Source organism: Ferrimonas balearica (genome assembly GCF_019802085.1).
Taxonomy (GTDB): Bacteria; Pseudomonadota; Gammaproteobacteria; order Enterobacterales; family Shewanellaceae; genus Ferrimonas; species Ferrimonas balearica_B.
In genome coordinates this window covers 193293-216510 of the sequence record NZ_JAHVHV010000004.1, presented here as the reverse complement: position 1 = coordinate 216510, position 23218 = coordinate 193293, and the positions used below count along the sequence as shown (strand labels likewise).

The following is a 23218-nucleotide window of genomic DNA, read 5'->3' as shown; positions in this document are numbered from 1 at the left end:
CTTGGCCTTCCCAGGCGGTGGTGATGGTCGCTCCGGACACTGGCGGCGACTTTAGTGGAATTCCAGAAGTCCGTCAATATAGACGTCTAAACGGCTTGATCGCCGTAACACCCTTTATATGGACGCTGTGATCGGTGCAAGGAGAACAATGCCGCTTTGGGCTTTGGTGCCCGGGCCATGCCACGGTTACAATGGCGCTTTTGAGCCACGTCAGGACAGCGCATGCACGTTCACATCCTCGGGATCTGCGGCACCTTTATGGGGGGGCTGGCGCTGCTGGCCCGGGCCCAGGGGCACCGGGTCACCGGCTCCGACGCCAACGTCTACCCCCCCATGAGCACCCAGCTGACCGAGCAGGGGATCGAACTGATTGAGGGGTACGACCCTGCCCAGCTGGATCCCGAGCCGGATCTGGTGGTGATCGGCAACGCCATGAGCCGGGGCAACCCCTGCGTCGAGGCGGTGCTGGAGCGCGGCCTGGCCTACACCTCCGGGCCCCAGTTCCTGTGTGAGCACGTGCTGCCGGGGCGCTGGGTGCTGGCGGTGTCCGGCACCCACGGCAAGACCACCACCGCCTCCATGCTGGCCTGGCTGCTGGAGGACAACCAGTTGGCCCCGGGCTTTCTGATCGGCGGCGTGCCCCGGGAGTTCGGCGTCTCCGCCCGCCTGGGGGAGACCCCCTTCTTCGTGGTGGAGGCGGACGAGTACGACAGCGCCTTTTTCGACAAGCGCTCCAAGTTCGTCCACTACCGGCCGCGCACCCTGCTGATCAACAACCTGGAGTTTGATCACGCGGACATCTTCGACTCCCTGGCGGACATCCAACGCCAGTTCCACCACCTGGTGCGCACCGTACCCGGCTCCGGCCAGATCATCTGGCCCAAGGCGGCGGACGCCGTGGCCGAGGTACTGGCCCAGGGCTGCTGGAGCGAACAGGCGGTGCTGGGCGAGGGTGGCTGGCAGGCCCGCAAGCTCAGTGAGGACGGCACCCGCTTCGAGGTGCACCTGGCCGGCGAGTGCCAGGGCGAGGTGGCGTGGGATCTGATGGGGGATCACAACATCCAGAACGCCCTGGGGGCCCTGGCGGCGGCCCGCCATGTGGGGGTGCGGCCGGCGGACGGGATCCGCTCCCTGGCCCGCTTCCAGGGGCCCAAGCGACGCATGGAGCGGCGCGGCGAGGCCGATGGCGTCACCCTGTACGACGACTTTGCCCACCACCCCACCGCCATCGCCACCACCCTGGCGGGGCTGCGGGCCCGGCTGGGATCCGAGCGGCGGATCCTGGCGGTGCTGGAGCCGCGCTCCAACACCATGAAGCAGGGGGTGCACCAGGCCACCCTGGCCGCCTCCCTGGCCCAGTGTGATGCCGCCTTTGTTTACCAGCCCCCGGGGCTGAGCTGGGACATGGCGGCGGCCATGGCCGAGGCGCCGGTGCCGGTGCAGCTGGCACAGCGGGTGCCGGATCTGGTGCAGGCGCTGCTGGCGCAGGCCCGACCGGGAGACACCATACTGGTGATGAGCAACGGCGGGTTCGAGGGAATCCACCAAACCCTGCTGGACGAGTTGGAGGCGCGCCATGACAAAGCGTGAGCAAGCCATCACTTTGGCCTTTACTGGCGCCTCCGGGGCGCCCTACGGGCTGCGCCTGCTGCAGTGTCTGCTACAATCCGGCCTCCAGGTGCACCTGATGGTGTCCGCCGCGGCACGGGTGGTGCTTAAGGAGGAGGAGGGGCTGTCCCTGCCGGGCAACCCCAAGGCCTGCGAAGCCCTGCTGGCGGAGCGCTACGGCGCCGAGCCGGGCCAACTGCGGGTCTACGGCAAGGAGGAGTGGTTCTCCCCGGTGGCGTCCGGTTCCGGTGCGCCCCGTCGGATGGTGATCTGCCCCTGCTCCACCGGCACCCTGGCGGCGGTGGCCACCGGCATGAGCAACAACCTGATTGAACGGGCGGCGGACGTCATCCTCAAGGAGCGGGGCCAGCTGATCCTGGTGCCTCGGGAGACGCCCTTTAACGCCATCCACCTGGAGCACATGCTCAAGCTGACCCAGCTCGGGGCGACGGTGATGCCGGCGGCGCCGGGCTTCTACCATCAGCCCCAATCCATCGACGACCTGGTGGACTTTATGGTGGCCCGGATGCTGGACCACCTGCAGATTGAACATCGACTGATGACCCGCTGGGGTTACGGTCCCTCTTCTGACTCAGACAACGGCAAGCAAGACCATGAGTGAATTGATGAAGCACAGCCTGGAGGAGATGATCTCCCGGGACGAGATCGACGCCATCCTGGATAAGCTGGCGGCCCAGATCAACCAAGATTACGCTGGCGTGGACAACCTGCTGCTGGTGGGGCTGCTGAAGGGCTCCGTGGTCTTTATGACCGACCTGGCCCGCCGCCTCAGCGGCGACATCCGCTTCGACTTTATGACCGCCTCCTCCTACGGCAACAGCACCGAGTCCTCCGGTGAGGTGAAGATCGTGATGGACCTGGCCAACAACATCCATGGTCGCCATGTGATGCTGGTGGAGGACATCATCGATACCGGTCGCACCCTGTCCAAGACCCGCGAGCTGCTGATGACCCGCGAGCCCGCCAGCCTCAAGATCTGCACCTTCCTGGACAAGCCCGAGCGCCGGGTGGCCGACGTGCCGGTGGACTACGTGGGCATTCAGATCCCGGACGAGTTCGTGGTGGGGTATGGCCTGGACTACGCCGAGCGCTACCGCCAGCTGCCCTACATCGCCAAAGTGGTGCCCCAGTCCTGAGGCACAAAAAAAGCGCCGAACTCGGCGCTTTTTTCTTATCTGCGGCTCAATTGGACTCGTCGTCCTTGGCGGGCAGGGCCTCCTCCAGCAAGGCCACCAGGGCGGCGCCCAGGTCTCCGTTGCGCCAGTGGCTCTCATCCGATTGGGCCAGGGGCGGCTGTGGCTCGCTCATCATCAGGTTCCCTCACATTGCATCTGGGGCGGTCGGACCGTCAGGGTAGAAAAGGCGACGGGTCGGCCACCATTGGACTTTGGTCGTAACGCCGCTCAGTCGTCGTGACCGGCGTCCTGGTAAGCCTCTTCCAACAGGTCCACCAACTGCTGCCCCAGCTGGCTGTCACGCCAGTTGGACTCGGTGGTGGGCACGGACTGGGCCAGCTCCTTCGGGGAGTGGGTCTCGGACATGGGGCCTCCAAAGCGAACGACATTTACCGAATAGATAGCATTATCGCCCCGGCGGATCGAGCAAAAATTCGACTGGTCCGGCCAAATGCCCCGGGCCGGGGCGATGATCACTTCGGGTGTTGGTTATAACTCAGCCACTTCCTCTCTTTTTTGTCTGGTGGCGAGGGGGTAGAGTGGGGGCTTTCGTGAGCAGGTCCGAAGGAGAGAGCGGATGTTGAAGGTGGGGTTCGTCGGGTGGCGCGGCATGGTCGGGTCGGTGTTGTTGCAGCGGATGGTGGAGGAGGAGGATTTCGCCCGCATCGACGCGCGCTTCTTCACCACCTCCCAGGTGGGGGAGCCGGGCCCGGCCCTGGGGGGCGGAAAACCCCTTAAGGACGCCTATGACCTGGACGCCCTGGCCGAGCTGGACGTGATCCTCACCTGCCAGGGCGGCGACTACACCCAGGCGGTCTACTCGTCCCTGCGCCAAGGTGGCTGGCAGGGCTACTGGATCGACGCCGCCTCGACGTTGCGCATGACCCCGGAGGCGGTGATCGTGCTGGACCCGGTCAACCGCGGCGTCATCGACCTGGCCCTGGCCCAGGGCCAGCGCACCTTTGTCGGCGGCAACTGCACGGTATCGCTCTTGCTGATGGCCCTGGGGGGGCTGCTGGAGGCGGATCTTATCGAGTGGGTCAGCCCCATGACCTACCAGGCCGCCTCCGGTGCCGGGGCGCGCAACATGAAGGAGCTGCTCAGCCAGATGGGGGCGCTGCACCAGAGCGTGGCCCCGGCCCTGGCGGACCCGGCCAGCGCCATCCTCGACATCGACCGGCAGGTCACCGACACCCTGGCCAGCGACGCCTTCCCCACGGCGCAGTTCGGCGCCCCCCTGGCGGGCAGCCTGATCCCCTGGATTGACAGCGCCCTGCCCAGCGGTCAAAGCCGGGAGGAGTGGAAGGCCCAGGTGGAGGCCAACAAGATCCTGGGTCACGACGAGGGGCACCTGCCCATCGATGGGATCTGCGTGCGCATCGGCGCCATGCGCTGCCACAGCCAGGCGCTGACCATTAAGCTGCGCCGCGATCTGCCCCTGGCGGAGATCGAAGCCCTGCTGGCGGCCCACAACCCCTGGGTCAAGGTGGTGCCCAACGAGCGGGAGGCCAGCATTGCCGAGCTCTCCCCGGCCAAGGTTACCGGCCGCCTCAGCGTGCCCATCGGCCGGCTGCGTAAGCTGTCCATGGGGCCGGAGTACCTCAGCGCCTTCACCATCGGGGACCAGCTGCTGTGGGGGGCGGCGGAGCCCCTGAGACGAATGTTAAGGATTTTGACGGAGATTCGACGTTAAAAGGGCAAAAAGGGAGCAAAAGTGGCTCCCTTTTTTGTGCTTCAGCTCCAATTTTGACATTTTGTCCCGCTCGGAAGAGAGAAAATTGGGCGTATAGCACAGTTGTGTTAAGAAACCGGACGTAGAGTGTGGTCACTTGTATTTGGCGATAAGGCGATCCAAATGACTACAGCATCGGCCATGGAGGCCAGCGGCACATCCAGCTGGAGCTCTCCCACTCAGACCCGTTTTCGTCAACGGGACCAAGTGCTAATACGTCTGGCGGAGCAACTTATCCGAGAGCAGGGCCTGGTGTCCTTCCGCTTCTCCGAGCTGGCCCCCCTGGCCGGCTGCAGTGCCGGCACCCTGTATAAGCACTTCTCCAGCAAGGAGGATCTACTGGTGGCCATCTTCGCCCGGCACGTGGAGCAGATGGTGGAGCGTCAGCCCCACTTTATGACCAGCGAGCTGAGCTTCGCCGAGCGCTGGGTGGCGATGCACCTGTGCGCCGTGGTGGCCGTCAACCGTTCCGCCTGGACCCTGGGCTTCAACACCCTGGGGGGCGCCCCCAAGGTGGTGGAGCGCGCCAGCGAGTACCGGGTTCAGGAGCTGAAGATGTACCTGGAGCAGTTCTACACCGCCATCCTGCGGGTGGTGGAAGCGGCCCGGATCCAGGGCGAGCTGACCGCCACCGACGACGAGGTGAAAACCCTCCACGCCATGATGGCCTGTTTCCAGCGCGGCGCCTCCGGAGTGATCCACAACCCGCTGATGCACAACGCGGTGAAGCAGCTGAACCCCCGGGAGATCTACTCCGCCTTCGCCATTTTGGTGGGCACCCTGGACTGGCAACGTCCGCTGCAGGAAGACTCCTACCAGCGGATCATCGCCGAGGTGGAGCATCAGCTCTCCGCCAGCGAAGAGCAAGAAGCGATGGTGGCGGCGTTCTAAGCCGCGTGACGACGGCCTCGACCGAGGCTGTTGGCAAACTCCGGACGGGCGGCCAATAGGGCCGCCCGTTGTTGTTCTGACAGGTTGCCTTCCGGCAGACGCAGGGCCTGGCGGCTCAGCTTGGCCCGGGCTTCGGCGGCGATCTTCATCTGGCCCACCGGCCCCTCAATGGCGTAGTGCTCCGGCGCACCGAGCTGCACCAGCACACCGCAGCCTTTGAGCTCCTCCACCGCCGGGTGGTTCAGGGGCATGGGGATCACCGACTTGCCCTGCAGGAAGAACTCCCTCAGCACCGCCCGCTCCACGCCGTCCAGCACCGACAGCTTCGCCTCAATGCTCTGACGGCGTTGTTGCGCCTGTTGGCGATGGTGCAGGTTGCCCAGCCAGATGCGCAGGGCGCCGGCCAGCAGGTAGCTGGCGCTCAGTACGGTCACCAGGCCCAGCAGGAACCCGTTTTGCGCCACCCACTCCTTAAGGAAGAGGGATTGCAGGGCGGACAGCGGCAGGAACAGCAGCGCCAGGCTGGCCACCAGGGCCCAGAGGGCCAGGCGGGTCATCAGCGGGCCGAAGCGGCACTGGCGAAGAAGGTCCAGAAGTTGAGCCATGGGGTCTCCCAAACGACAGATTCTTGTCACTCTGTGGCCCCATCGAGGGGCGGGAAAAATCAAGCAAGCATAATGCCATAAGCGACCACCTGCATCGAAACATGCAGTCGCTTATGGCTGGGGTTTTAGGCGTGGGGGTGCACCAGGGGGGCGACGGTGAACTTGCCGTCCCGGTTGAGCAGCTGGCTGGGGCCGCTCTCCTTGTGGCTGATCCCCTGGGCGGGGCCGATCTCGCACTCCACCCGGGGAAACAGTCGGGCCTTGACGGTGATCAGCACCCGGTCGAAGAAGCCGTCGATCTCCGCTTCGATGCCTCGCAGCTGCTCCAGGTGCTCCTGGTGCTGCTGATCGATCTTCTCCCGACCCAGGGCCAGCTGTTGGCGCAGGGTCTGCAGGGGATCGGCGCCGGACTCCGGCACCGGGGCCAGGTTGCGCTGGGCCAGGCGCAGCTTCATCGACTGGTCCTCCAGCGCCTTGAGCTTGTCCGCCAGGCGTTCGTGCTGCTGTTTGAGCGCCTGGATCCCGTCCCCCAGTCGAAGCCGGGTCTGGGTGCCGGCACGGGCGCCCAGGTTGACCGCCTCCACCGGACCGCTGCAGACGATCTCGCCGCCCACCAGGTCGCCCTTGCGGCCGTGCTCGTCCCCCACCCGGATGCTGCCCCGGCAGTGCACCTGGCAGTGCATCAGCTGGCGCTCAATCTGGATGTCGCTGTCGCACTCCAGCAGGCTGTACTGGATGAAGCGGGCCAGGATCTGGCCGCCACTGCGCAGCACGCAGGTCAGGCTGCCGTCGTCCCGCTGCCGGCCCACCACCCCCTGGGTGACGATGATGTCGCCGCCGGCCTCCAACTGGGCGCCGTCCACAAAGCCGCCGACGGTGATGTCGCCGGTGGCCTTGACTCGCATCCCCTCGCTGACTTCACCGAGGATCATCACCGAGCCGTCGTACTCCACGTGGCCGTGCTTGGCGTCCACCTGCTTGACGGTGAGCACCTCGTCCACGTCCATGCCGTGGCGGATCTCTATGGGCTGGCCGACGCGGCTGGCCCGCAGCAGGTTGGGATCCTTGGGATCCAGCTCGGTGCCCTTGCCGGTGCGCAGGGGGCTGTCCTTGCCCTTCTTGGCGGGCAGCGCCTTGCCGGTGACCGTGTAGCCGCCCTGGCCCTCGGTGGGGGGATGGCGCCGCATCACCGGCTCGCCGGCACGGACCATCACCACGGCGCCGAGATCGCGCATGTCGACCCGGCCGCCGTCCTGCTCCTGGGGTTTGAGCAGCCGCTCCCGGGCCAGGGGCACCAGGCGCTCCAGTCGCGCGTCCTGACCGTGACGGGGGGCACGCCCCCGGGCGATCTCCGCCTTGACGCGGCTGCCGGGCACCCCGCGTTTGGCTTGTTGGATCAGGTCATCGATGGCGGCGCGCAGCAAGCCTTCACTCACCTCCAGCTCCTGCAGCGCGCTGAGCAGCTGGCCGAAGCTGGCGTGCTGGCCCCCCTGGGGCGCGGTCAGCTCCGCTTGCAGGCTCATCTGGTCGGCGGTGAGGGTCAGCTTCCACTGGCCGTTGCGACGCTCCGCCAGACGAAGGCGCATCGGCCCGTCGGCGTTGTCGTTGGCCAGCCGGCCCTGGAGCTCCTTGAGTCGCTGCTCCACCTCGCTGTCGAGGAAGGCGCACTGGGCGTAGGCACTCTGGCCGAGCAGGGCCTGCAGCTGTTCGCGGGTCAGGTCATGATGCTGGGAGGGGATGAGGTCGATGCAGACGGCATTCTGGTCCTCATCCATAAGGAGCATATCGGTATTGAGCATGACGGCTTTTTGCTGGGTTTAGAATTTGTTATCAGCGCGAGCCAGTATAGCGACAAGGGGGGGAGGGGAAAAGCAAAAGACCCCGGCTCTGTGAGCCAGGGTCTCGAATATGGTGCAGATGGGGAGACTTGAACTCCCACGTCCGTTAGGACACTAGCACCTGAAGCTAGCGCGTCTACCAATTCCGCCACATCTGCAAATGTGGTGCTCAGGGGGAGACTTGAACTCCCACGCCCGTTAGGACACTAGCACCTGAAGCTAGCGCGTCTACCAATTCCGCCACCTGAGCAATGTAATCAACGTCGATGGTGCAGATGGGGAGACTTGAACTCCCACGTCCTTTCGGACACTAGCACCTGAAGCTAGCGCGTCTACCAATTCCGCCACATCTGCCTGATGCATCGTCGTTGCTACGGAGGCGCATTATAGGGAGATTTGAGGGCGGGTCAATAAGGTTTTCGCGATTATTTACTGTCTGCGTAGATTTTGAACTTGTTATTGGCCGCCAGGATGTTCACCCGACCGAAAGCGTGAGCCAGGTCGTCGCCATAGGGCAGATGGTGGTTGGCGACGATGATCAGTTGGCCCCCGGGCTTGAGTGCCGCGGCGGCGTCGCGGATAAAGCGCCGGGCGGTGTCGAAGGTCTGCTGGGCCCCGTGATGGAAAGGGGGGTTGGAGACAATCAGATCGAACTGTCCCTGCACTTGGGACAGGCCATCGGAGGGGTAGACCTTGCCCGTCAGCTCGTTGCGGACCAGGCTCTGGCGGGCCGCCGCCAGGGCCATGGCGTTGATGTCCACCATCTCCAGCTCAATCTGGGGGTTGCGCCGGGCCAGGAAGGTGCCGATCACCCCGTCACCGCAGCCAAAATCCAGCACCCGACCCTGGGGCTTTGCGGGCAGGTGCTCCAGCAGCAACTCGGTGCCCGGATCCAGCTCTCCGTGGCTGAACACTCCCGGCAGTGAGGCCAGGGCCAGGGGGCCGTCCGGAGTGGCCACCTCGTAGCTTTGCCACCACTGCGACAGCTCCAGGGGGCGGGGGGCCGGGTTGTGGCCCAGCAGCAACTGGCAGTGGCTGCCGGAGGCCAGCTTGGGGCACTGGGGCAGCCAGGGGGCCACCGCCTTGGCGGCGCTGCGGATCCCCCCCTTGTTCTCCCCCACCAGGAAGATGGGCGCCCCCTGGGGCAGCCGGGCGCAGGCCAGCGCCACCAGAAAGCGCAGCTGCTCCCGGGCCTTGGGCAAGCGAATGAGGGCGCCTTCGGCGCTCAGCCCCTCGCCCTCCACCCCGTAGTGCACTCCCTCGAGCTGACCGGCCAGGCGCTGGTGGTTGAGGTAATCGGCGGTCAGCACCTCGACCTTGTGGCCCTGCTGGGCCAGTTGCAGGGGCAGGGGATCGGCATCGGCATTGAGCATCAGCAGGTGACGGGGCAGGCGGTCGGCGTGCTTCCACACCAGCTGACTGGGATTGGAGAGGGACATGGCGGTGATGGTCGAGTCGAGAATGGGCGCCAGTATACCCCGAGCCTTGCCCACGAGGTAACCGCCGCCGGTTGCTCGGCGGCCCCGCGCTGGTGTGAGCCGGGGCCCGGACCGGGCCGAGGCGCGCTGAATATGTTCTAAGCTCTTTAAAAACCATAAAAAAGGAGCCCAGGGATGGGAAAGTTGCGAACCGCTTTGGCGCTGGCGATCCTCTTGGGCGCGGTGGCAGGGGAGGCCAGGGCCAGTGCGGCGCCGGTGCGAGTGGTGGTCAACAGCGGCCTGGAGCCGGTGACCCTGGCCCCGAAGCGTTTGCGAGCGCTCTTTACCCGTAAGGCGGCCTTCTGGCCCGACGGCAGCGCCGTGGTGGTCTTCGTGCTGCCCACCCGCCACCCCCTGCACCAGCGTTTTTGTCGGGAGCAGCTGGGGCTGCTGCCCTTCCAGCTGGATCGGGCCTGGAACCACCTGGTGTTCTCCGGCGCTGGCGAGCGCCCTCAGGTGGTGGCCAGCGAAGAGGAGATGCGGGCCCGACTGCGCCAGACCCCGGGGGCCATCGGCTACCTCTCGGCGGAGCGGGCCGAGGGCCCGGGGATCACCGCCCTGAGCCCCTGACACCGCGGCGGCGCAAAACGGGGCCCTGCATTGGCCAGATCGGGACTACGCTTAACTTAAGACGACAAGGACGGCGATCGCTTTTCCACCGGCCTCGGGATGAGAGGCCAGACAGGTGGGGACCGCCAGCCACCGAGATGCTGCCGCGCACACTGCGTTGGCGGCTTTTTTCACCTCACTCACACCGGATGGCGGTAACAGCATGATGCAACGGGGCCATGGGCGTTTTCTCAGTTTACGGTGGAAGTTTGTCCTCGCCACCGTCCTCATGCTGCTGCTCATCAGTCTGATCATCGGCCTTATCGGCCTGCGCCGCTTCGACCAGCAGGTCGACAAGGTGCTCACCAACCAGTACCACTACCTGTGGCGGGACTACCAGAGCCGCCTGCAGACGTCGCAGCGACGCCTGGTCTCCCTGAGCCAGGAGCTGCACATGCTGATGGGCAGCGGTGAGGGGCTGGCGCTGCAGGCCATGCAGGAACGCTTCCAGGGGCAGTGGCACGACTTCGAGCTGTTCTGGGATCTCAAGGGGGTGACCCTCTACGACCCGCGGATGGCTGTGGCGCTGGGTCAGGGTGAGGCGCTGGGGGAAGCGGCCCCCTGGGTCGACCGGGTGGCCCAGGATGGCGAGCCGGACCACCGCATTCGCTGCGAACTGGCCTGCCTGATGGACGTGGCGGTGCCGGTGCTGGTGGACGGGGAGATCCACACTTTGGTGCTCACCACCTCCCTGGCCCAGGTGCTGGCGCCCATGAGCGAACATCACCAGGTGGAGCTGGCACTGCTCAGCGCCGAGTCCGGGGCCGGGCCCTGGGGCCTGAGCCTGTTGAGTCTCACCAACCGGGCCGCCACCTTGGGGCTGCTCAACCGCCTGGCGGTGCAGGTGCCCCTGTCGGCGCTGCAGGACGGGCCCAGGCAATTGGCCCAGGACGGCCGGCACTGGGCGCTCTACGCCTGGCCGGTGGCGGATGGGGGGCAGACGCTGATGCTGATCCGAGACGTCAGCGAACTGGCCCAGGGGGAGCGGGCCTTTGCCGGCGATCTGGCGGGGATCCTCCTGATGGCGGTATTGCTTGCGGGGGGCCTGGGGGCCGCCCTGTTCTGGCGGCCGTTGGGGCGGCTGCATCGCCTGGGTCAGGCCCTGCCGCTGCTGGCCCAGAGCCGGTTCGATGATCTGCGGGACCGGCTGCGTCACCAGTCCCGCTGGGCCCGGGATGAGCTGGACCAGCTGGAGAGCACCACCTTGGAGGTGGCCAGCCAGCTGGAGCGTCTGGAGGGGGACGTCGATCGCTACACCAACGAGCTGCAGCGGATGGCGATGATGGACGCCCTGACCGGGCTGCCCAACCGGGCGATGTTCCACCACGAGCTGGCCAAGGCCCTGGCCAGCATCGGCCGGACCGACGAACAGATCGCCCTGCTGTTCCTTGACCTGGACGAGTTCAAGCGGGTCAACGACACCCTGGGCCACGACATCGGCGACGAGCTGCTCAAGACCGTGGCCAACCGACTGCAGAAGAGCATCCGTAACATGGACACCGTGTGCCGGCTGGGGGGCGACGAGTTCACCATCATCGTCCGCGGCCTGGAGTCGGAGTCCGACATCCACCGCATCATCCACCAGATCTTCACCAGCTTGCAGCAGCCGGTGCAGCTGGGGCGCCACACCCTGATCATCACCACCAGCATCGGCGTGGTGTTCTGCGACAACCCCATGATGCGCCCCGAGGAGCTGCTTAAGCGGGCGGATCTGGCGATGTACCAGGCCAAGCAGGCGGGGCGGTCCAACTACCGGGTGTTCAACGAGCAGATGCTGGAGAGCGCGTCCCGGCGTCTGATGCTGGAGCAGGACATCCGCACCGCGCTGAAGGAGCGCCAGCTGGCCCTGGCGATGCAGCCCATCCTCTCCATGGACAGCCAGCGACTGGTGGGCTTCGAGGCGTTGATCCGCTGGTACCACCCCAATCGCGGACTGGTGATGCCGTCGGAGTTTGTCCAGGAGGTGGACGAGAGCAAGGAGGGGGTGGAGCTGGGCAACTACGTGCTGGAGTACGCGGTGGAGCTGCTGGCCCGCTACTCCAAGCTGCGGGGCAGCGACGCCTTCTACGTGGCGGTCAACCTCTCCCCCAACCAGTACATGAACGGCGCCCTGGTGGACCACCTCCAGCAGCTGCTGGAGAAGCACCGGATCCTGCCCTCCCGATTGGTGTTGGAGCTGACTGAGGAGAGCCTCATCAAGAACCTCGACCGGGCCATGACCATCATGCATCAGCTCAAGGGGATGGGGGTGCGGATCGCCATCGACGACTTCGGCACCGGCTACTCCTCACTGAGCTACCTCAAGCAGCTGCCCTTTGACCTGCTCAAGGTGGACCGGGGTTTTGTCTCGGATCTGGACAACTCCGATGTGGACCGCAACATCGTCACCAGCGTGATCGAGCTGGCCCACAACCTCAAGCGCCAGGTGGTGGCCGAGGGGGTGGAGAATCACGACCAGCGCCAGTTCCTCACCAAGGCCGGGTGCGACTTCGCCCAGGGCTACCTCTATTCGCCCCCCCTGGATGAACACCAGGCCCTCCATCTGCTGGAGAGCCTGGATGCGGACCTGCACTGGTCCGAGGATGATCGGGGGGCCCAGGTGATGGGCCGCCAGTCCCGCTAATCCGCCAGACGCAGGGCCTGACGCAGTTCCGAGTCCGACAGGTTGTAACTGGCGGCGATCCGCTCCAGCTCCTTGACCCTCAGGGTCTGTCCCGCCGCGGTTTCCGGCACCTTCTGCAGGTGGGCAAAATCCGGCTGGCAGACGCACAGCATCCGCGCCCCCTCCTCACCGTTCACCGCCTGGTACATCAGGTTGGGGCAGGGGCTGTCCCGCCAGGGGGCCTGCAGGCAGGGCTGGGCCAATGCCGGGGCCGCCAACAGCCCCAGCAGGAGCGCCACCGGCCGGATCACGACAGGCGCCGCTCGATGGCGTCCATCAGGTGGCCGGCGATGTTGATGTCGTAGGCCGCTTCAATCTCCCGCACGCAGGTGGGGCTCGTGACGTTGACCTCGGTAAGGCGATCGCCGATGACGTCCAGGCCCACAAAGATGAGCCCGCGCTTTTTCAGCTCCGGTGCCACCGCCTCGGCGATGCGACGATCGCTGTCGGACAGCGGCTGGGCCACGCCCCGGCCACCGGCGGCCAGGTTGCCCCGGGTCTCGCCCCCCTGGGGGATGCGGGCCAGGCAGTAGGGCACCGGCTCGCCGTCCACCACCAGGATCCGTTTGTCGCCGGCGGTGATCTCGGGGATGAACTTCTGCACCATGGTGTAGTTCTTACCGTGGTTGGTCAGCACCTCGATGATCACCCCCAGGTTGTGGCCATCGGCGTGCACCCGGAAGATGTAGGCCCCGCCCATGCCGTCCAGCGGCTTGATGATGATGTCGCCGTGCTCGGCGTGGAAGGCGCGGATCCGCTCGGCGCTGCGGGTCACCAGGGTGTCCGGAGTGTGCTCGGCAAACCAGGCGGTGAACAGCTTCTCGTTGCAGTCCCGCAGGCTCTGGGGCTTGTTGACGATCAGCGTCCCCTGCTCCTCCGCCCGCTCCAGCATGTAGGTGGCGTAGATGTACTCGGTATCGAAGGGCGGATCCTTGCGCATCAGGATCACGTCCAGTTCCGCCAGGGGTTGATCCACGGCGTCACCCAGCTGGTACCACTGCTCCGGGTTCTCCTCCACCGTCAGCGGCTGCATCCGGGCCCGGGCTTCGCCCCGGTCCAGGTAGAGATCCGCCATCTCCATGTAGTGCAGGGCGTAGCCCCGGCGCTGGGCTTCCAGCAGGAAGGCGAAACTGGTGTCTTTCTTGATGTTGATGCCCGCGATGGGATCCATCACGATGCCAAGCTTGATCATCCTGGACTCCTTATCCAAGGTCGCCAAAGCGAACCTGCAATGCCGTTATGGCGGTCAGGGCCGCGGTTTCGGTGCGCAGCACCCGGGGCCCCAAAAGAATATCAGTAAAACCCTGGTCCCGGGCGGTGCGGATCTCCTCGTCGGAGAGGCCGCCCTCCGGTCCGATCAGCAGCCGCAGCGCCGTTACCGGCTCCGGCAGGGTGTTGATGCTGTAAGGGGCGCGGGGGTGCAGATTGAGCTTGAGGCCCTCGAAGGGCTCGGTGAGCCAGGGCTCGAGCCGCATCACCGGCCGGATCTCGGGCACCCGGTTGCGGCCGCACTGCTCGCAGGCGGCGATGGCGATCTTCTGCCACTGGGCCACCTTCTTGTCCAGCCGGTCGCCGGAGAGCTTGACCCCGCAGCGCTCCGACCACAGCGGGGTGATGCTGGCCACCCCCAGTTCCACCGACTTCTGGATGGTGAACTCCATCTTCTCCCCCCGGGAGATCACCTGCCCCAGGTGCAGCGCCAGGGGGGACTCCGAGTCCTGGGCCTCCATCGATTGGACCGTCACCCGCACCCGCTTCTTTCCCGCCTCGTCGATGAGCGCCGGGTATTGCTGGCCGTCGCCGTTGAACAGCATCAGTGCCTGGCCCGGCTGCATCCGCAGCACCCGACCGACGTGGTTGCTGCCGTCGTCGTCCAGATCGAGGCTGTGGCCCGGGGCCAGGGGAGAGGGTTGGTAGATCCGTGGTACGCGCATAGAGGGTTCCGCTTCAGGGGTTGCACTGTTCGGCGGTAAAGGGGTTGTCGTGGCCCTGCCGCTGGCTGACCAGGCGATGCCGCTGGCACTCCGCCTCGTCCGCCGGGTACATAGTATGCCAAGAGTGCATCAGTTTTTCCTGCGACTCGGACAGGCGCAAATCGTACTGCCCGGCCATGTAGAGGGTGGCCCGGGCCACCGGCCCGCGGGCGGCCATGGGGGGCTGGGCCCGCCGCCCCTTGAAATCCACCAGCATCTGGCACTGGCCGTACTGGTTCGGCTCGCCACCCCAGACGGTGAGCCGGTAGTTGGAGCGATCGCCGTTGACCTCGCCGATGGCCGGGTAGAGGTTGTGCAGATCCGCCTCCATGGCGCGAAAGACCGGGTCCTTGGCGCACTGGCTGCGACCGCCGTTTTGCCAGCACTGGCGCTGGTGGCCGAACTGCCAGGCGGGCACCACGTGCTCCCACTCGATGCGGTTGGCTCGCACCGGTTGCTTGCGCACCTGGTAACCGCACTGATTCAGGTCTGGCACCAACTTGCGGCCCTGGGCCTCGAAGGGGCAGCCGCAGTAGAGGCTGGTGGCGGCCAGAGGGCCGGTATAGAGCTCAAACATCAGGCGCTTGGCCTGGCTGAAGCTGGTGGGGGCGGACAGGGCCGGGGCGGCCACCAGGGCCAGCAGGAACAGCAGGGGTCTTAACATCAACGACAACAACGAATGGGTGGGGTGGGAAACTCGGGAGTCAGGCGGGCTTTAACGCGCTGCCGCAGGCTTTACACAGGTAGCGGGCCTGGCCCCGCTGCACCTTGTTGTGGCGCCGCACCGTCAACTGGTGACTTTGGCAGTCGCAGCGGTAGGGCCAGGTCCTGGGGGCCACACTGGCCAGATCGAACGAATGACGGGTGCGGGGCTCCAGGCCGAAAAGATCCCGCATCATCCCCTGCCACTGGCGACCGTGGGGGGCCACCTTGCCGTGGCAGTGCCACACCAGTAGGTGGGCCACCTCGTGGGGCACCACCTCCTTGAGGAAGGCCTCGGGGTTCTCCGCCAGGAGCACCGGGTTGAACCTCAGCCGGTTCTGGGTCGGGTGGGCGGCTCCGGCGCTCTGCCCCCGCATCGCCAGGCTGATCTCGGGGCGCTCGAACGCCCGGCCGAGGCGCTGCTCCGCCAGGGCGTAGCAGTCGGCCACGGCACTGAGCAGGGCCTGGTGCAGGGAGGGGGACAGGGACATGGGGACTCCGATTGGCTTAACCGCGCCAGTATACAAAGCCTTGCGTCCCTGTCCATCGGCAGGGTTAAAGGGCACGCAGGCCCAGGTCCAGCATCGCTTCGAGCTGCTCGACGATGGCCGCTTCCTGCTTGGGGTCGTGGCCGGTGATCCGCGGGGTGTGGATGTGGCCCAGGGGCACCCGACTCTCCAGCAGCTCCTTGAGCAGGATGCTGCGGTAGCTGATCTCGTTGGAGAGATAACCGCCGCCGGAGCCCTCCACCGAGACGCTGCTTTGCAGGCCATAGAGGTGCTTGGCCTCCTGGGTGCCGGCGGTGGTGGTGACGGTGCGGTTGTCCAGCACCTGCCAGGGGCCCTCGGCCTTCTGCATGGCGGCCACCGGCAGGCTGAACTCGACGAACTCCGGTCCGTTCAGGGTGTGACCATCCAGTTTCGGCGGCAGGGGCTGCTGCTTGCTGGCGCCGGTCAGCACGTTGAGGTTGTCCGGGGCGCTGGCGCTGCGGTTGCGGCCGGGGTAACGCTCCAGATCGAAGTGGTCACGGCCCATGGAGACGGTGACCACCAGGTCCACCTTGTTGTCCCGCAGGTAGGGGGTCAGCAGCGCCTCCACCAGCCCCTGGTCGAAATCCTCGAATCGCACCGGGATCATCACGGTCTCGATCTGCGCCTGGCGACCGTTGACCTGCCAGCGCTTGCCATCCAGTGCCAGGGCGGCCAGGCCGGAGGGGTTGGACTGGGTGATGTCCCTGTCCAGCAGGAAGGGGTCGAAACCGGTCAGCAGCACCCGCAGCTGGCTGGCCTCATCGAACTGGATGTCGCTCATCCCCCGGGAGGCCTTCTCCAGGGTGTCCAGCAGGATCCCCCGTTGCCAGTCGGCGATGGGGAAGGCGGGATCCCGTTGCTTCAGCTCCGCCCGGGCGGCCAGGCGGCCCCAGTAGAGGCTGCGGTCGTCCAGGTGACCGGATTGGACGTCCGCCACCGCCGCGCGCCACAGGGCGTTGCCGTCCTCGGCCACCTTGCGGGTGACGGTCAACTCGTCCCGGTCCGCTTCGTAGCGGGCCAGCAGTGCCTCGACCTGGGCCTGGTAACGCTGGGTGACCTCGGTGCCGAGTTCGGCCTGGGCCTGGGGCAGGCGCTGCTCTTCGACGTCGGTGGGAAAGGCGGCGGACAGGGCCGGGGCGCTGGCCAGCACCAGGGCGGCCAGGGTGGCTAGGGGCTTCATGGCAATCCTTGTCAAAATTGAGTTATAGCTCTTTGAAATTTAGTGGTTATGAATTCAAGAAGCAAAAGAAATCCGGCCGGGTAAGGGGGGCTTACCGACCCGGGGTCAGGGGTCTGAGGGGGCGTTGAGAAAGTGCAGGATCGCCTGGATGGCGTGGTGCTTCTGAGGGCTCTCCCCCGGGGCCAGGGACAGGGGCAGCTTCACCGACTTGCCGGTCTGGTCCTCGGCGATGTGCAGCCAGTCTGGGTGCCAGTAGAAGCTTTGGCCATCCTGGGTCATCCAGTTGTGCACCCCGGATTGCTCGCCCCGGTAGTTGATGTCGTGGGCCTGGTAGAGTTCGCTCATCGTTCGCCTCCCGCTTTTTCGGCGACCCGACAGGTATAGCATAGCCACGGCATCTCGCCGCCCTGATAAAAAAGCCCTATGAAAACCGAGGGTTTCGCTATTTCCAACCGACCCGGTGCCGTTGCTATGGTGGCGGCATACTGCGATGTACCGAGCGTTTTCATGATCGAACCGGGCACCCCCGACTACCGCCGGGCCAGCCGCGCCCTGGCCCTGGGCTCCCTGCTGGTGTTTGCCAACCTCTACCTGTTCCAGCCCCTGCTGCCGGCGCTGGCGACCCAGTTTGCCGTGCCCTCGACTCAGGCCAACTGGGTTCACGCCGCCACCACCCTGGGGTTGGCCCTGACCCTGGTGCCCTGGGCGCTGATGTCGGAGCGCTGGGGTCGGCGCGCCACCTTGCTGCTCAGCCTGGCGCTGCTGCCGGTGCTGGGGGTGGCCCAGGCCCTGGTCAGTGATCTGGTCCAGCTGGCCCTGTTGAGGGGCCTGATGGGGGTGGTGCTGGCCGGGTTTGTGGCGGTCGCCGTGGCCTACATGGCGGAGGAGTTTTCGCCGGTGGCCCTGGCGCTGGCGGTGGGGGCCTATGTGGCGGCCAACTCCCTGGGCGGGATCCTCGGTCGGGTGTACGGCGGCATGGTGGGGGATTGGCTGGGCTGGAAGAGTGCGACCCTGGGGCTGGCCCTGGCCACCGCCGTGGGCACCGCCCTGGTGTGGCGTTGGCTACCGGCGCCGCGGCGTTTTACGCCGAGCCCGGCGCCCTTTGGTCGACGCTGCCAGGACGCCCTGGCCCACCTGAAAAGCCCCCTCCTCTGGTGGGCCATGCTACTGGGCGGGCTCAACTTTGCCCTGTTCGTAAACCAGTTCTCGGTGATGGGCTTTCGCCTGGTGGCGCCCCCTCATCAACTGCCGGTGGCCCTGGTCTCGCTGATCTTCCTCTGCTACCTCACCGGCACCCTGACCTCCCGCCTCAGCGGCCGATGGAGCCTGCGTTTCGGCCCCCGCTCGGGGATGACGGTGGGCACCCTGGTGGCCCTGGCCGGGGCCCTGCTGGCCCGGGTGGAGGCGGTGTGGGCCATGGTGCTGGGGCTTTTGTTGATCAGCGCCGGGGCCTTCTTGGTGCACGCCCTGGCCTACGCCTGGGTCAGCCAGCACGCCCGGGGGGCCAAGGCCAGCGCCACGGCCCTTTACCTGGTGCACTACTACCTGGGGGGCAGCCTGGGGGGGTTCTGGTTGCTCTACGGTTGGGAGCAGGCGGGCTGGGACGGGGTGATCCTCGGCAGTGGCCTGCTCTACGGGGGGATGCTGCTGGCGGTGGCCCGGCTGGGACGACAGCCCCAGGGCGCCCTGCTGGCAGACTGAGCCGCAGCGGATTGAGTCGCACAAAAAAGCCCCGCCAGAGCGGGGCTTTTTCCTGTTGGCCTTAAGGCTTACAGGTTGGCGTCGGCGCGCAGGGCCTCGGCCTTGTCGGTCTGCTCCCAGGGGAACTCGACCCGGCCGAAGTGGCCGTAGGAGGCGGTCGGCTGGTAGATGGGGCGCTCCAGGTGCAGCATCTGGATCAGGCCGTAGGGGCGCAGATCGAAGTGCTTGCGCACCAGGGCGATCAGCTGCTCTTCCGGCAGTTTGCCGGTGCCGAAGGTCTCGATGCTGATGGAGGTCGGCTCGGCCACGCCGATGGCGTAGGAGACCTGGATCTCACAGCGATCCGCCAGGCCGGCGGCAACGATGTTCTTGGCCACGTAGCGGGTGGCGTAGGCGGCGGAGCGATCCACCTTGGAGGGATCCTTACCGGAGAAGGCACCGCCACCGTGACGGGCCATGCCGCCGTAGGTGTCGACGATGATCTTACGGCCGGTCAGGCCACAGTCGCCCATCGGACCGCCGATCACGAAGCGACCGGTGGGGTTGATGTGGAACTTGGTGTCCTTGGTGATCCACTCCTGGGGCAGCACCGGCTTGATGATGGTTTCCATCACGCCTTCGCGCAGATCCTCGGTGGTCACGGTGTCGCAGTGCTGGGTGGAGAGCACCACGGCGTCGATGCCGGCGATGGTGCCGTCCGGGTTGTAAGCGAAGGTCACCTGGGACTTGGCGTCCGGACGCAGCCAGGGCAGGGTGCCGTTCTTGCGCACTTCCGCCTGACGCTTCACCAGACGGTGAGAGTAGGTGATGGGGGCCGGCATCAGCACGTCGGTCTCGTTGCTGGCGTAGCCGAACATCAGGCCCTGGTCACCGGCGCCCTGCTCGCGGGGGTCGGCTTTGTCCACGCCCTGGTTGATGTCCGGGGACTGCTTGCCGATGGCGGACAGCACGGCACAGGAGTCGGCATCGAAGCCCATGTCGGAGTGGATGTAACCGATGTCGCGAACGGTCTGACGGGTGATCTCTTCGATGTCCACCCAGGCGGAGGTGGTGACTTCGCCGCCCACCATGACCATACCGGTTTTTACGTAGGTTTCGCAGGCCACGCGGGCCTTGGGGTCCTGGGCCAGGATGGCGTCAAGCACGGCGTCGGAGATCTGATCCGCGATCTTATCGGGATGACCCTCGGACACCGACTCGGAAGTGAACAGGTGACGTGCCATAGGAATTCTCTCGTCTATCTATACTGAAAAACGTGTAGAGGCTTCTACATCTGGATGGCTATTCTATGGATTTTTGACGCCATTGCCAGTGCGCCGGATCAAATCCTCAACACCGAGTCGTAAACCCATTGCCGGACCTTGAGTTTAGTGCCCTTTTTCCCTGCTGGATTTTGCCCAGTAAAGGGGGTATAAATGCGCGCCTTGGCGCAAGCCGACATCGTCAATCCAAACACAAGAGGCAGTATGGTTCTCGAGGCATAAGCCGTGTGGGGCAGAGATCACCGCACGGCACCTGGCACATCACCCGGCCCACCGGCCCTGATCCCCTCCCCTCGGGCGGCGTCCGCCGTCGAACCACACGCTCTCTTATCTGACTGACGACGTCGCCATGGCGACCGCCGTGAACCATGCTGTCACTGTGACCCATCCCGCGCCCTGGTGCGGCAGTTAGGAGAGAACAACAATGAGCGATACCCGCTACCTGGAGACCCTGTACCCGTCCTACGGCCAGCAGTTCGAGATGGAGGAGGTGCTGTTTCGTGCCCCCACCGAGCATCAGGAGCTGATCATCTTTAAGAACGAACGTTTCGGCCGGGTGATGGCGCTGGATGGGGTGATCCAGACCACCGAAGCGGACGAGTTCATCTACCATGAGATGCTGACCCATGTGCCGATCCTGGCCCACGGCAACGCCAAGCGGGTGCTGATCATCGGCGGTGGCGACGGCGGGATCCTGCGCGAAGTGCTGCGCCACCCCGGCGTCGAGCACGTCACCCAGGTGGAGATCGACGCTCAGGTGATCGAGATGTGCAAACAGTATCTGCCCAACCACAGCCAGGGGGCCTTCGATGACCCGCGGGCCAAGATCGTCATCAGCGACGGCAAAGCCTTCGTGATGAACTGCACCGAGACCTTCGACGTGATCATCTCCGACTGCACCGATCCCATCGGTCCCGGTGAGGCCCTGTTCGAGTCCGATTTCTACAAGGGCTGCAAAAACTGCCTGACCGAAGGCGGCGTGTTCGTGGCCCAGAACGGCGTGCCCTTTATGCAGCCGGACGAGGCGGAAACCACCAAGGCGCGCCTCAAGCCCTTTTTTGCCGACCGCAGCTTCTACTGCGCGCCGGTGCCCACTTACATCGGCGGCGTCATGTCCCTGGCCTGGGCCTCCGATAACGCGCAGCTGCGCCAGCTGTCCACTCAGGTGATCGCTGAGCGCTTTGCCCAGGCGGGCTTTAACACCCGCTACTACACCCCCGCGGTGCACACCGGCAGCTTCGCGCTGCCACAGTATCTGATTGACCGCCTCGAGGCGGTGGAATAACTGAGGGATCCGGCATTGAACTGGACCGTTGACGACGCGCTGAACCTGTATAACGTCCCCTACTGGGGGCGCGGGTACTTTCACATCAATGACAAGGGACAGGTGGCCGTGCGCCCCAACCCGGAGCGGCCCGACCAGCCCATCGATCTGGCTGAGCTGACCGACACCCTGGTCAAACAGAAGGGGGCCAAGCTGCCCCTGCTGGTGCGTTTCCCCGACATCCTGCACAGCCAGGTGAAGGGGCTCTGTGGCGCCTTCCGCCACGCCATCGCCGAGTACGGCTACGAGGGGGATTACCTGGCGGTTTACCCCATCAAGGTGAACCAGCAGCGCAGCGTGGTGACCGAGCTTATCGCCGGTGGCCGTGAGCAGCTGGGGCTGGAGGCGGGATCCAAGGGGGAGTTGATGGCGGTGCTGGCGATGGCCCAGGACGCCGCCTCGGTGATCGTCTGCAACGGTTACAAGGACCGGGAGTACGTGCGCCTGGCCCTGATCGGCCAGAAGATGGGCTACGAGATCTATCTGGTGATCGAGAAGATGTCGGAGCTGGACCTGGTGCTGGAGGAGGGCCGCAAGTTGGGGGTCACCCCGCGCCTGGGCGTGCGTGCGCGCCTGGCCAGCCAGGGCAAGGGCAAGTGGCAATCCTCCGGCGGTGAGAAGTCCAAGTTCGGCCTCTCCGCCGCCCAGATCCTCAAGCTGGTGGCTCGGCTGCGGGCCGAGGGCCAGCTGGATTGCCTGCAGCTGCTGCACTTCCACCTGGGCAGCCAGATGTCCAACATCCGGGACATCCAGAAGGGGCTGACCGAGTGTGGCCGCTTCTACATGGAGCTGCGCAAGGTGGGGGCCCCCATCGCCACCGTCGACGTGGGCGGCGGCCTGGGGGTGGACTACGAGGGCACCCGCAGCCAGAGCAGCTGCTCGGTCAACTACTCCCTGCAGGAGTACGCCAACAATGTGGTGTACGCCATCGGTGACGTCTGCCGCCAGTACCAGCTGCCCCATCCGCGGCTGATCTCCGAGTCCGGCCGGGCCATGACCGCCCACCACGCGGTGCTGATCGCCGACGTGATCGGGGTGGAGGCCTACCAGCCGGAGGAGGACTTGGCGACCCCGGGCCCCGGGGCGCCGCTGGTGCTGTCCAACATGTGGCAGACCCTGGAGGAGGTGCGGGCCAATACCGACACCCGTGCGCTGGGGGAGATCTACCACGACACCCACAACGACCTGGCCGACGTGCACGCCAAGTACAACTACGGCCTGCTGGATCTGGCCCAGCGTGCCTGGGCCGAGCAGGTGCACCTGGCGGTCTGCCACCAGGTGGCCCAGAAGCTGACGCCGAAAAACCGCGCCCACCGGCCGATCATTGACGAGCTCAATGAGAAGCTGGCGGACAAGTTCTTCGTCAACTTCTCCCTGTTCCAGTCCCTGCCGGACGCCTGGGGCATCGATCAGGTGTTCCCGGTGCTGCCCCTGTCGGGCCTCGACAAGAAGCCGGACCGCCGGGCGGTGATCCTGGACATCACCTGCGACTCCGACGGCACCATCGATCAGTACGTGGACGGCCAGGGGATCGAGACCACATTGCCGATGCCCGCCTGGCAGGCGGAGACCCCCTACCACATCGCCTTCTTTATGGTGGGGGCCTACCAGGAGATCCTGGGGGACATGCACAACCTGTTCGCCGACACCGAGGTGGTGGACGTGCGTCTGGATGAGCAGGGCCAGTGGCAGCTGGTGGACCAGGTGGAGGGCACCACGGTGGCCGAGGTGATGGAATACGTGAACCTGGACCCCGGGGTGATCCTCGACCGTTACCGCTCCCGATTGGAGGGCCAGGCCCTGGCCGAGGCGGACAAGGCGTCCATCCTCGAGGAGCTGGAGGCGGGTCTGCAGGGTTACACCTACCTGGAGCCCTGAACCGCAGCGCCCGCCGATATGAAAAAAGGCCCCGATTGGGGCCTTTTTG

23 protein-coding genes and 3 tRNA genes are annotated in these 23218 nt (G+C 65.9%); 10 read left to right on the top strand and 16 right to left on the bottom strand.

Translation table 11 applies throughout. The features are described 5' to 3' along the window. The first annotated feature begins 222 nt into the window (after positions 1 to 222). From mpl to hpt, 3 genes are read left to right on the top strand one after another with little or no spacing between them, the layout of a single operon-like run. On the top strand, positions 223 to 1590 hold the full coding sequence (gene mpl / locus KUV81_RS16070; protein ID WP_222544912.1) for a UDP-N-acetylmuramate:L-alanyl-gamma-D-glutamyl-meso-diaminopimelate ligase: 1368 nt from the start codon (positions 223 to 225) through the stop codon (positions 1588 to 1590). Continuing rightward, the gene (locus tag KUV81_RS16065) at positions 1577 to 2230 is read left to right on the top strand and encodes a flavin prenyltransferase UbiX (protein ID WP_222544911.1); all 654 of its coding nucleotides are present in this window, start codon (positions 1577 to 1579) and stop codon (positions 2228 to 2230) included. Before mpl ends, KUV81_RS16065 begins: the two co-directional genes overlap by 14 nt. Positions 2231 to 2234: 4 nt before the next feature. Further along, positions 2235 to 2765 (top strand): hypoxanthine phosphoribosyltransferase, encoded by a 531-nt coding sequence (gene hpt, locus KUV81_RS16060; protein ID WP_222545036.1) that lies wholly within the window; start codon positions 2235 to 2237, stop codon positions 2763 to 2765. 46 nt (positions 2766 to 2811) lie between these two features. On the opposite strand, the gene KUV81_RS19765 is transcribed toward hpt, so the two are convergent. Together KUV81_RS19765 and KUV81_RS16055 are read right to left on the bottom strand one after the other, a co-directional pair. Beyond that, entirely contained in the window at positions 2812 to 2937 is a 126-nt protein-coding gene (locus tag KUV81_RS19765) for a hypothetical protein (protein ID WP_261389443.1), read from the bottom strand. Positions 2938 to 3032: 95 nt separating this feature from the next. Further along, complete coding sequence (locus tag KUV81_RS16055; RefSeq protein WP_222544910.1) at positions 3033 to 3170, bottom strand: hypothetical protein; 138 nt, start codon at positions 3168 to 3170, stop codon at positions 3033 to 3035. A gap of 211 nt (positions 3171 to 3381) precedes the next feature. Here KUV81_RS16055 and asd point away from each other — a divergent pair, with 211 nt between their 5' ends. Together asd and KUV81_RS16045 are read left to right on the top strand one after the other, a co-directional pair. Further along, a complete protein-coding gene (gene asd / locus KUV81_RS16050; protein ID WP_222544909.1) occupies positions 3382 to 4497 on the top strand; it encodes an aspartate-semialdehyde dehydrogenase in 1116 nt (371 codons plus the stop codon). 162 nt (positions 4498 to 4659) lie between these two features. Next, positions 4660 to 5427 carry a TetR/AcrR family transcriptional regulator gene (locus tag KUV81_RS16045; protein ID WP_222544908.1) on the top strand — a complete coding sequence of 256 codons (768 nt, stop codon included), beginning with the start codon at positions 4660 to 4662 and terminating at the stop codon, positions 5425 to 5427. On the opposite strand, the gene KUV81_RS16040 is transcribed toward KUV81_RS16045, so the two are convergent. From KUV81_RS16040 to KUV81_RS16015, 6 genes are all read right to left on the bottom strand, one after another. Further along, positions 5424 to 6032, bottom strand: coding sequence for a superinfection exclusion B family protein (locus KUV81_RS16040; protein WP_222544907.1), 609 nt, complete (start codon positions 6030 to 6032; stop codon positions 5424 to 5426). The genes KUV81_RS16045 and KUV81_RS16040 overlap by 4 nt on opposite strands. A gap of 125 nt (positions 6033 to 6157) precedes the next feature. Beyond that, complete coding sequence (locus KUV81_RS16035; RefSeq protein ID WP_222544906.1) at positions 6158 to 7831, bottom strand: DUF342 domain-containing protein; 1674 nt, start codon at positions 7829 to 7831, stop codon at positions 6158 to 6160. 110 nt (positions 7832 to 7941) lie between these two features. Further along, positions 7942 to 8028: transfer RNA gene (locus KUV81_RS16030), tRNA-Leu, on the bottom strand. A 5-nt stretch (positions 8029 to 8033) separates the two neighbouring features. After that, positions 8034 to 8120, bottom strand: a tRNA-Leu gene (locus KUV81_RS16025). Between the two features lie 17 nt (positions 8121 to 8137). Continuing rightward, positions 8138 to 8224: transfer RNA gene (locus KUV81_RS16020), tRNA-Leu, on the bottom strand. Positions 8225 to 8295: 71 nt separating this feature from the next. Beyond that, entirely contained in the window at positions 8296 to 9363 is a 1068-nt protein-coding gene (locus tag KUV81_RS16015) for a methyltransferase (RefSeq protein WP_222544905.1), read from the bottom strand. Between the two features lie 120 nt (positions 9364 to 9483). Between KUV81_RS16015 and KUV81_RS16010 the strand changes: the two genes are divergently transcribed. After that, complete coding sequence (locus KUV81_RS16010; RefSeq protein WP_222544904.1) at positions 9484 to 9918, top strand: hypothetical protein; 435 nt, start codon at positions 9484 to 9486, stop codon at positions 9916 to 9918. 268 nt (positions 9919 to 10186) lie between these two features. After that, positions 10187 to 12580 (top strand): putative bifunctional diguanylate cyclase/phosphodiesterase, encoded by a 2394-nt coding sequence (locus KUV81_RS16005; RefSeq protein WP_222544903.1) that lies wholly within the window; start codon positions 10187 to 10189, stop codon positions 12578 to 12580. Here KUV81_RS16005 and KUV81_RS16000 read toward each other — a convergent pair. The 7 genes from KUV81_RS16000 to KUV81_RS15970 all read right to left on the bottom strand — a co-directional run bounded on the left by KUV81_RS16000 (position 12577) and on the right by KUV81_RS15970 (position 17349). Continuing rightward, positions 12577 to 12870, bottom strand: a complete 294-nt coding sequence (locus tag KUV81_RS16000) for a hypothetical protein (RefSeq protein WP_222544902.1) — start codon at positions 12868 to 12870, stop codon at positions 12577 to 12579. The two genes, KUV81_RS16005 and KUV81_RS16000, sit on opposite strands and share 4 nt — an antisense overlap. After that, positions 12867 to 13811 (bottom strand): glutathione synthase, encoded by a 945-nt coding sequence (gene gshB, locus KUV81_RS15995; protein ID WP_222544901.1) that lies wholly within the window; start codon positions 13809 to 13811, stop codon positions 12867 to 12869. The genes KUV81_RS16000 and gshB overlap by 4 nt, the downstream gene beginning before the upstream one ends. 10 nt (positions 13812 to 13821) lie before the next feature. Beyond that, positions 13822 to 14553: a 16S rRNA (uracil(1498)-N(3))-methyltransferase gene (gene rsmE / locus KUV81_RS15990; protein WP_222544900.1), complete on the bottom strand. Its 732-nt coding sequence runs from the start codon at positions 14551 to 14553 to the stop codon at positions 13822 to 13824. Positions 14554 to 14566: 13 nt separating this feature from the next. Continuing rightward, a complete protein-coding gene (locus KUV81_RS15985) occupies positions 14567 to 15256 on the bottom strand; it encodes an endonuclease (RefSeq protein WP_222544899.1) in 690 nt (229 codons plus the stop codon). 40 nt (positions 15257 to 15296) lie between these two features. Continuing rightward, on the bottom strand, positions 15297 to 15785 hold the full coding sequence (locus tag KUV81_RS15980) for a SprT family zinc-dependent metalloprotease (RefSeq protein ID WP_222544898.1): 489 nt from the start codon (positions 15783 to 15785) through the stop codon (positions 15297 to 15299). Positions 15786 to 15849: 64 nt separating this feature from the next. Further along, positions 15850 to 17004: a hypothetical protein gene (locus tag KUV81_RS15975; RefSeq protein ID WP_222544897.1), complete on the bottom strand. Its 1155-nt coding sequence runs from the start codon at positions 17002 to 17004 to the stop codon at positions 15850 to 15852. A gap of 105 nt (positions 17005 to 17109) precedes the next feature. Then, a complete protein-coding gene (locus tag KUV81_RS15970) occupies positions 17110 to 17349 on the bottom strand; it encodes a hypothetical protein (RefSeq protein WP_222544896.1) in 240 nt (79 codons plus the stop codon). Between the two features lie 162 nt (positions 17350 to 17511). Between KUV81_RS15970 and KUV81_RS15965 the strand changes: the two genes are divergently transcribed. After that, positions 17512 to 18705 carry an MFS transporter gene (locus tag KUV81_RS15965; protein WP_222544895.1) on the top strand — a complete coding sequence of 398 codons (1194 nt, stop codon included), beginning with the start codon at positions 17512 to 17514 and terminating at the stop codon, positions 18703 to 18705. 68 nt (positions 18706 to 18773) lie between these two features. On the opposite strand, the gene metK is transcribed toward KUV81_RS15965, so the two are convergent. Beyond that, positions 18774 to 19928, bottom strand: a complete 1155-nt coding sequence (gene metK, locus KUV81_RS15960; RefSeq protein WP_222544894.1) for a methionine adenosyltransferase — start codon at positions 19926 to 19928, stop codon at positions 18774 to 18776. Between the two features lie 463 nt (positions 19929 to 20391). Between metK and speE the strand changes: the two genes are divergently transcribed. Then, positions 20392 to 21252, top strand: coding sequence for a polyamine aminopropyltransferase (speE, locus tag KUV81_RS15955; protein ID WP_222544893.1), 861 nt, complete (start codon positions 20392 to 20394; stop codon positions 21250 to 21252). Beyond that, positions 21253 to 23169 (top strand): biosynthetic arginine decarboxylase, encoded by a 1917-nt coding sequence (gene speA / locus KUV81_RS15950; RefSeq protein WP_409995574.1) that lies wholly within the window; start codon positions 21253 to 21255, stop codon positions 23167 to 23169. Positions 23170 to 23218 lie beyond the last annotated feature (49 nt).

Bases quoted from the DNA above. Each gene is read 5' to 3' on its own strand.
- mpl (WP_222544912.1), top strand. From the start codon at position 223: ATGCACGTTCACATCCTCGGGATCTGCGGCACCTTTATGGGGGGGCTG.
- KUV81_RS16065 (WP_222544911.1), top strand. From the start codon at position 1,577: ATGACAAAGCGTGAGCAAGCCATCACTTTGGCCTTTACTGGCGCCTCC.
- hpt (WP_222545036.1), top strand. From the start codon at position 2,235: ATGAAGCACAGCCTGGAGGAGATGATCTCCCGGGACGAGATCGACGCC.
- KUV81_RS19765 (WP_261389443.1), bottom strand. From the start codon at position 2,937: ATGAGCGAGCCACAGCCGCCCCTGGCCCAATCGGATGAGAGCCACTGG.
- KUV81_RS16055 (WP_222544910.1), bottom strand. From the start codon at position 3,170: ATGTCCGAGACCCACTCCCCGAAGGAGCTGGCCCAGTCCGTGCCCACC.
- asd (WP_222544909.1), top strand. From the start codon at position 3,382: ATGTTGAAGGTGGGGTTCGTCGGGTGGCGCGGCATGGTCGGGTCGGTG.
- KUV81_RS16045 (WP_222544908.1), top strand. From the start codon at position 4,660: ATGACTACAGCATCGGCCATGGAGGCCAGCGGCACATCCAGCTGGAGC.
- KUV81_RS16040 (WP_222544907.1), bottom strand. From the start codon at position 6,032: ATGGCTCAACTTCTGGACCTTCTTCGCCAGTGCCGCTTCGGCCCGCTG.
- KUV81_RS16035 (WP_222544906.1), bottom strand. From the start codon at position 7,831: ATGCTCAATACCGATATGCTCCTTATGGATGAGGACCAGAATGCCGTC.
- KUV81_RS16010 (WP_222544904.1), top strand. From the start codon at position 9,484: ATGGGAAAGTTGCGAACCGCTTTGGCGCTGGCGATCCTCTTGGGCGCG.
- KUV81_RS16005 (WP_222544903.1), top strand. From the start codon at position 10,187: ATGCTGCTGCTCATCAGTCTGATCATCGGCCTTATCGGCCTGCGCCGC.
- gshB (WP_222544901.1), bottom strand. From the start codon at position 13,811: ATGATCAAGCTTGGCATCGTGATGGATCCCATCGCGGGCATCAACATC.
- rsmE (WP_222544900.1), bottom strand. From the start codon at position 14,553: ATGCGCGTACCACGGATCTACCAACCCTCTCCCCTGGCCCCGGGCCAC.
- KUV81_RS15985 (WP_222544899.1), bottom strand. From the start codon at position 15,256: ATGTTAAGACCCCTGCTGTTCCTGCTGGCCCTGGTGGCCGCCCCGGCC.
- KUV81_RS15980 (WP_222544898.1), bottom strand. From the start codon at position 15,785: ATGTCCCTGTCCCCCTCCCTGCACCAGGCCCTGCTCAGTGCCGTGGCC.
- KUV81_RS15975 (WP_222544897.1), bottom strand. From the start codon at position 17,004: ATGAAGCCCCTAGCCACCCTGGCCGCCCTGGTGCTGGCCAGCGCCCCG.
- KUV81_RS15970 (WP_222544896.1), bottom strand. From the start codon at position 17,349: ATGAGCGAACTCTACCAGGCCCACGACATCAACTACCGGGGCGAGCAA.
- KUV81_RS15965 (WP_222544895.1), top strand. From the start codon at position 17,512: ATGATCGAACCGGGCACCCCCGACTACCGCCGGGCCAGCCGCGCCCTG.
- metK (WP_222544894.1), bottom strand. From the start codon at position 19,928: ATGGCACGTCACCTGTTCACTTCCGAGTCGGTGTCCGAGGGTCATCCC.
- speE (WP_222544893.1), top strand. From the start codon at position 20,392: ATGAGCGATACCCGCTACCTGGAGACCCTGTACCCGTCCTACGGCCAG.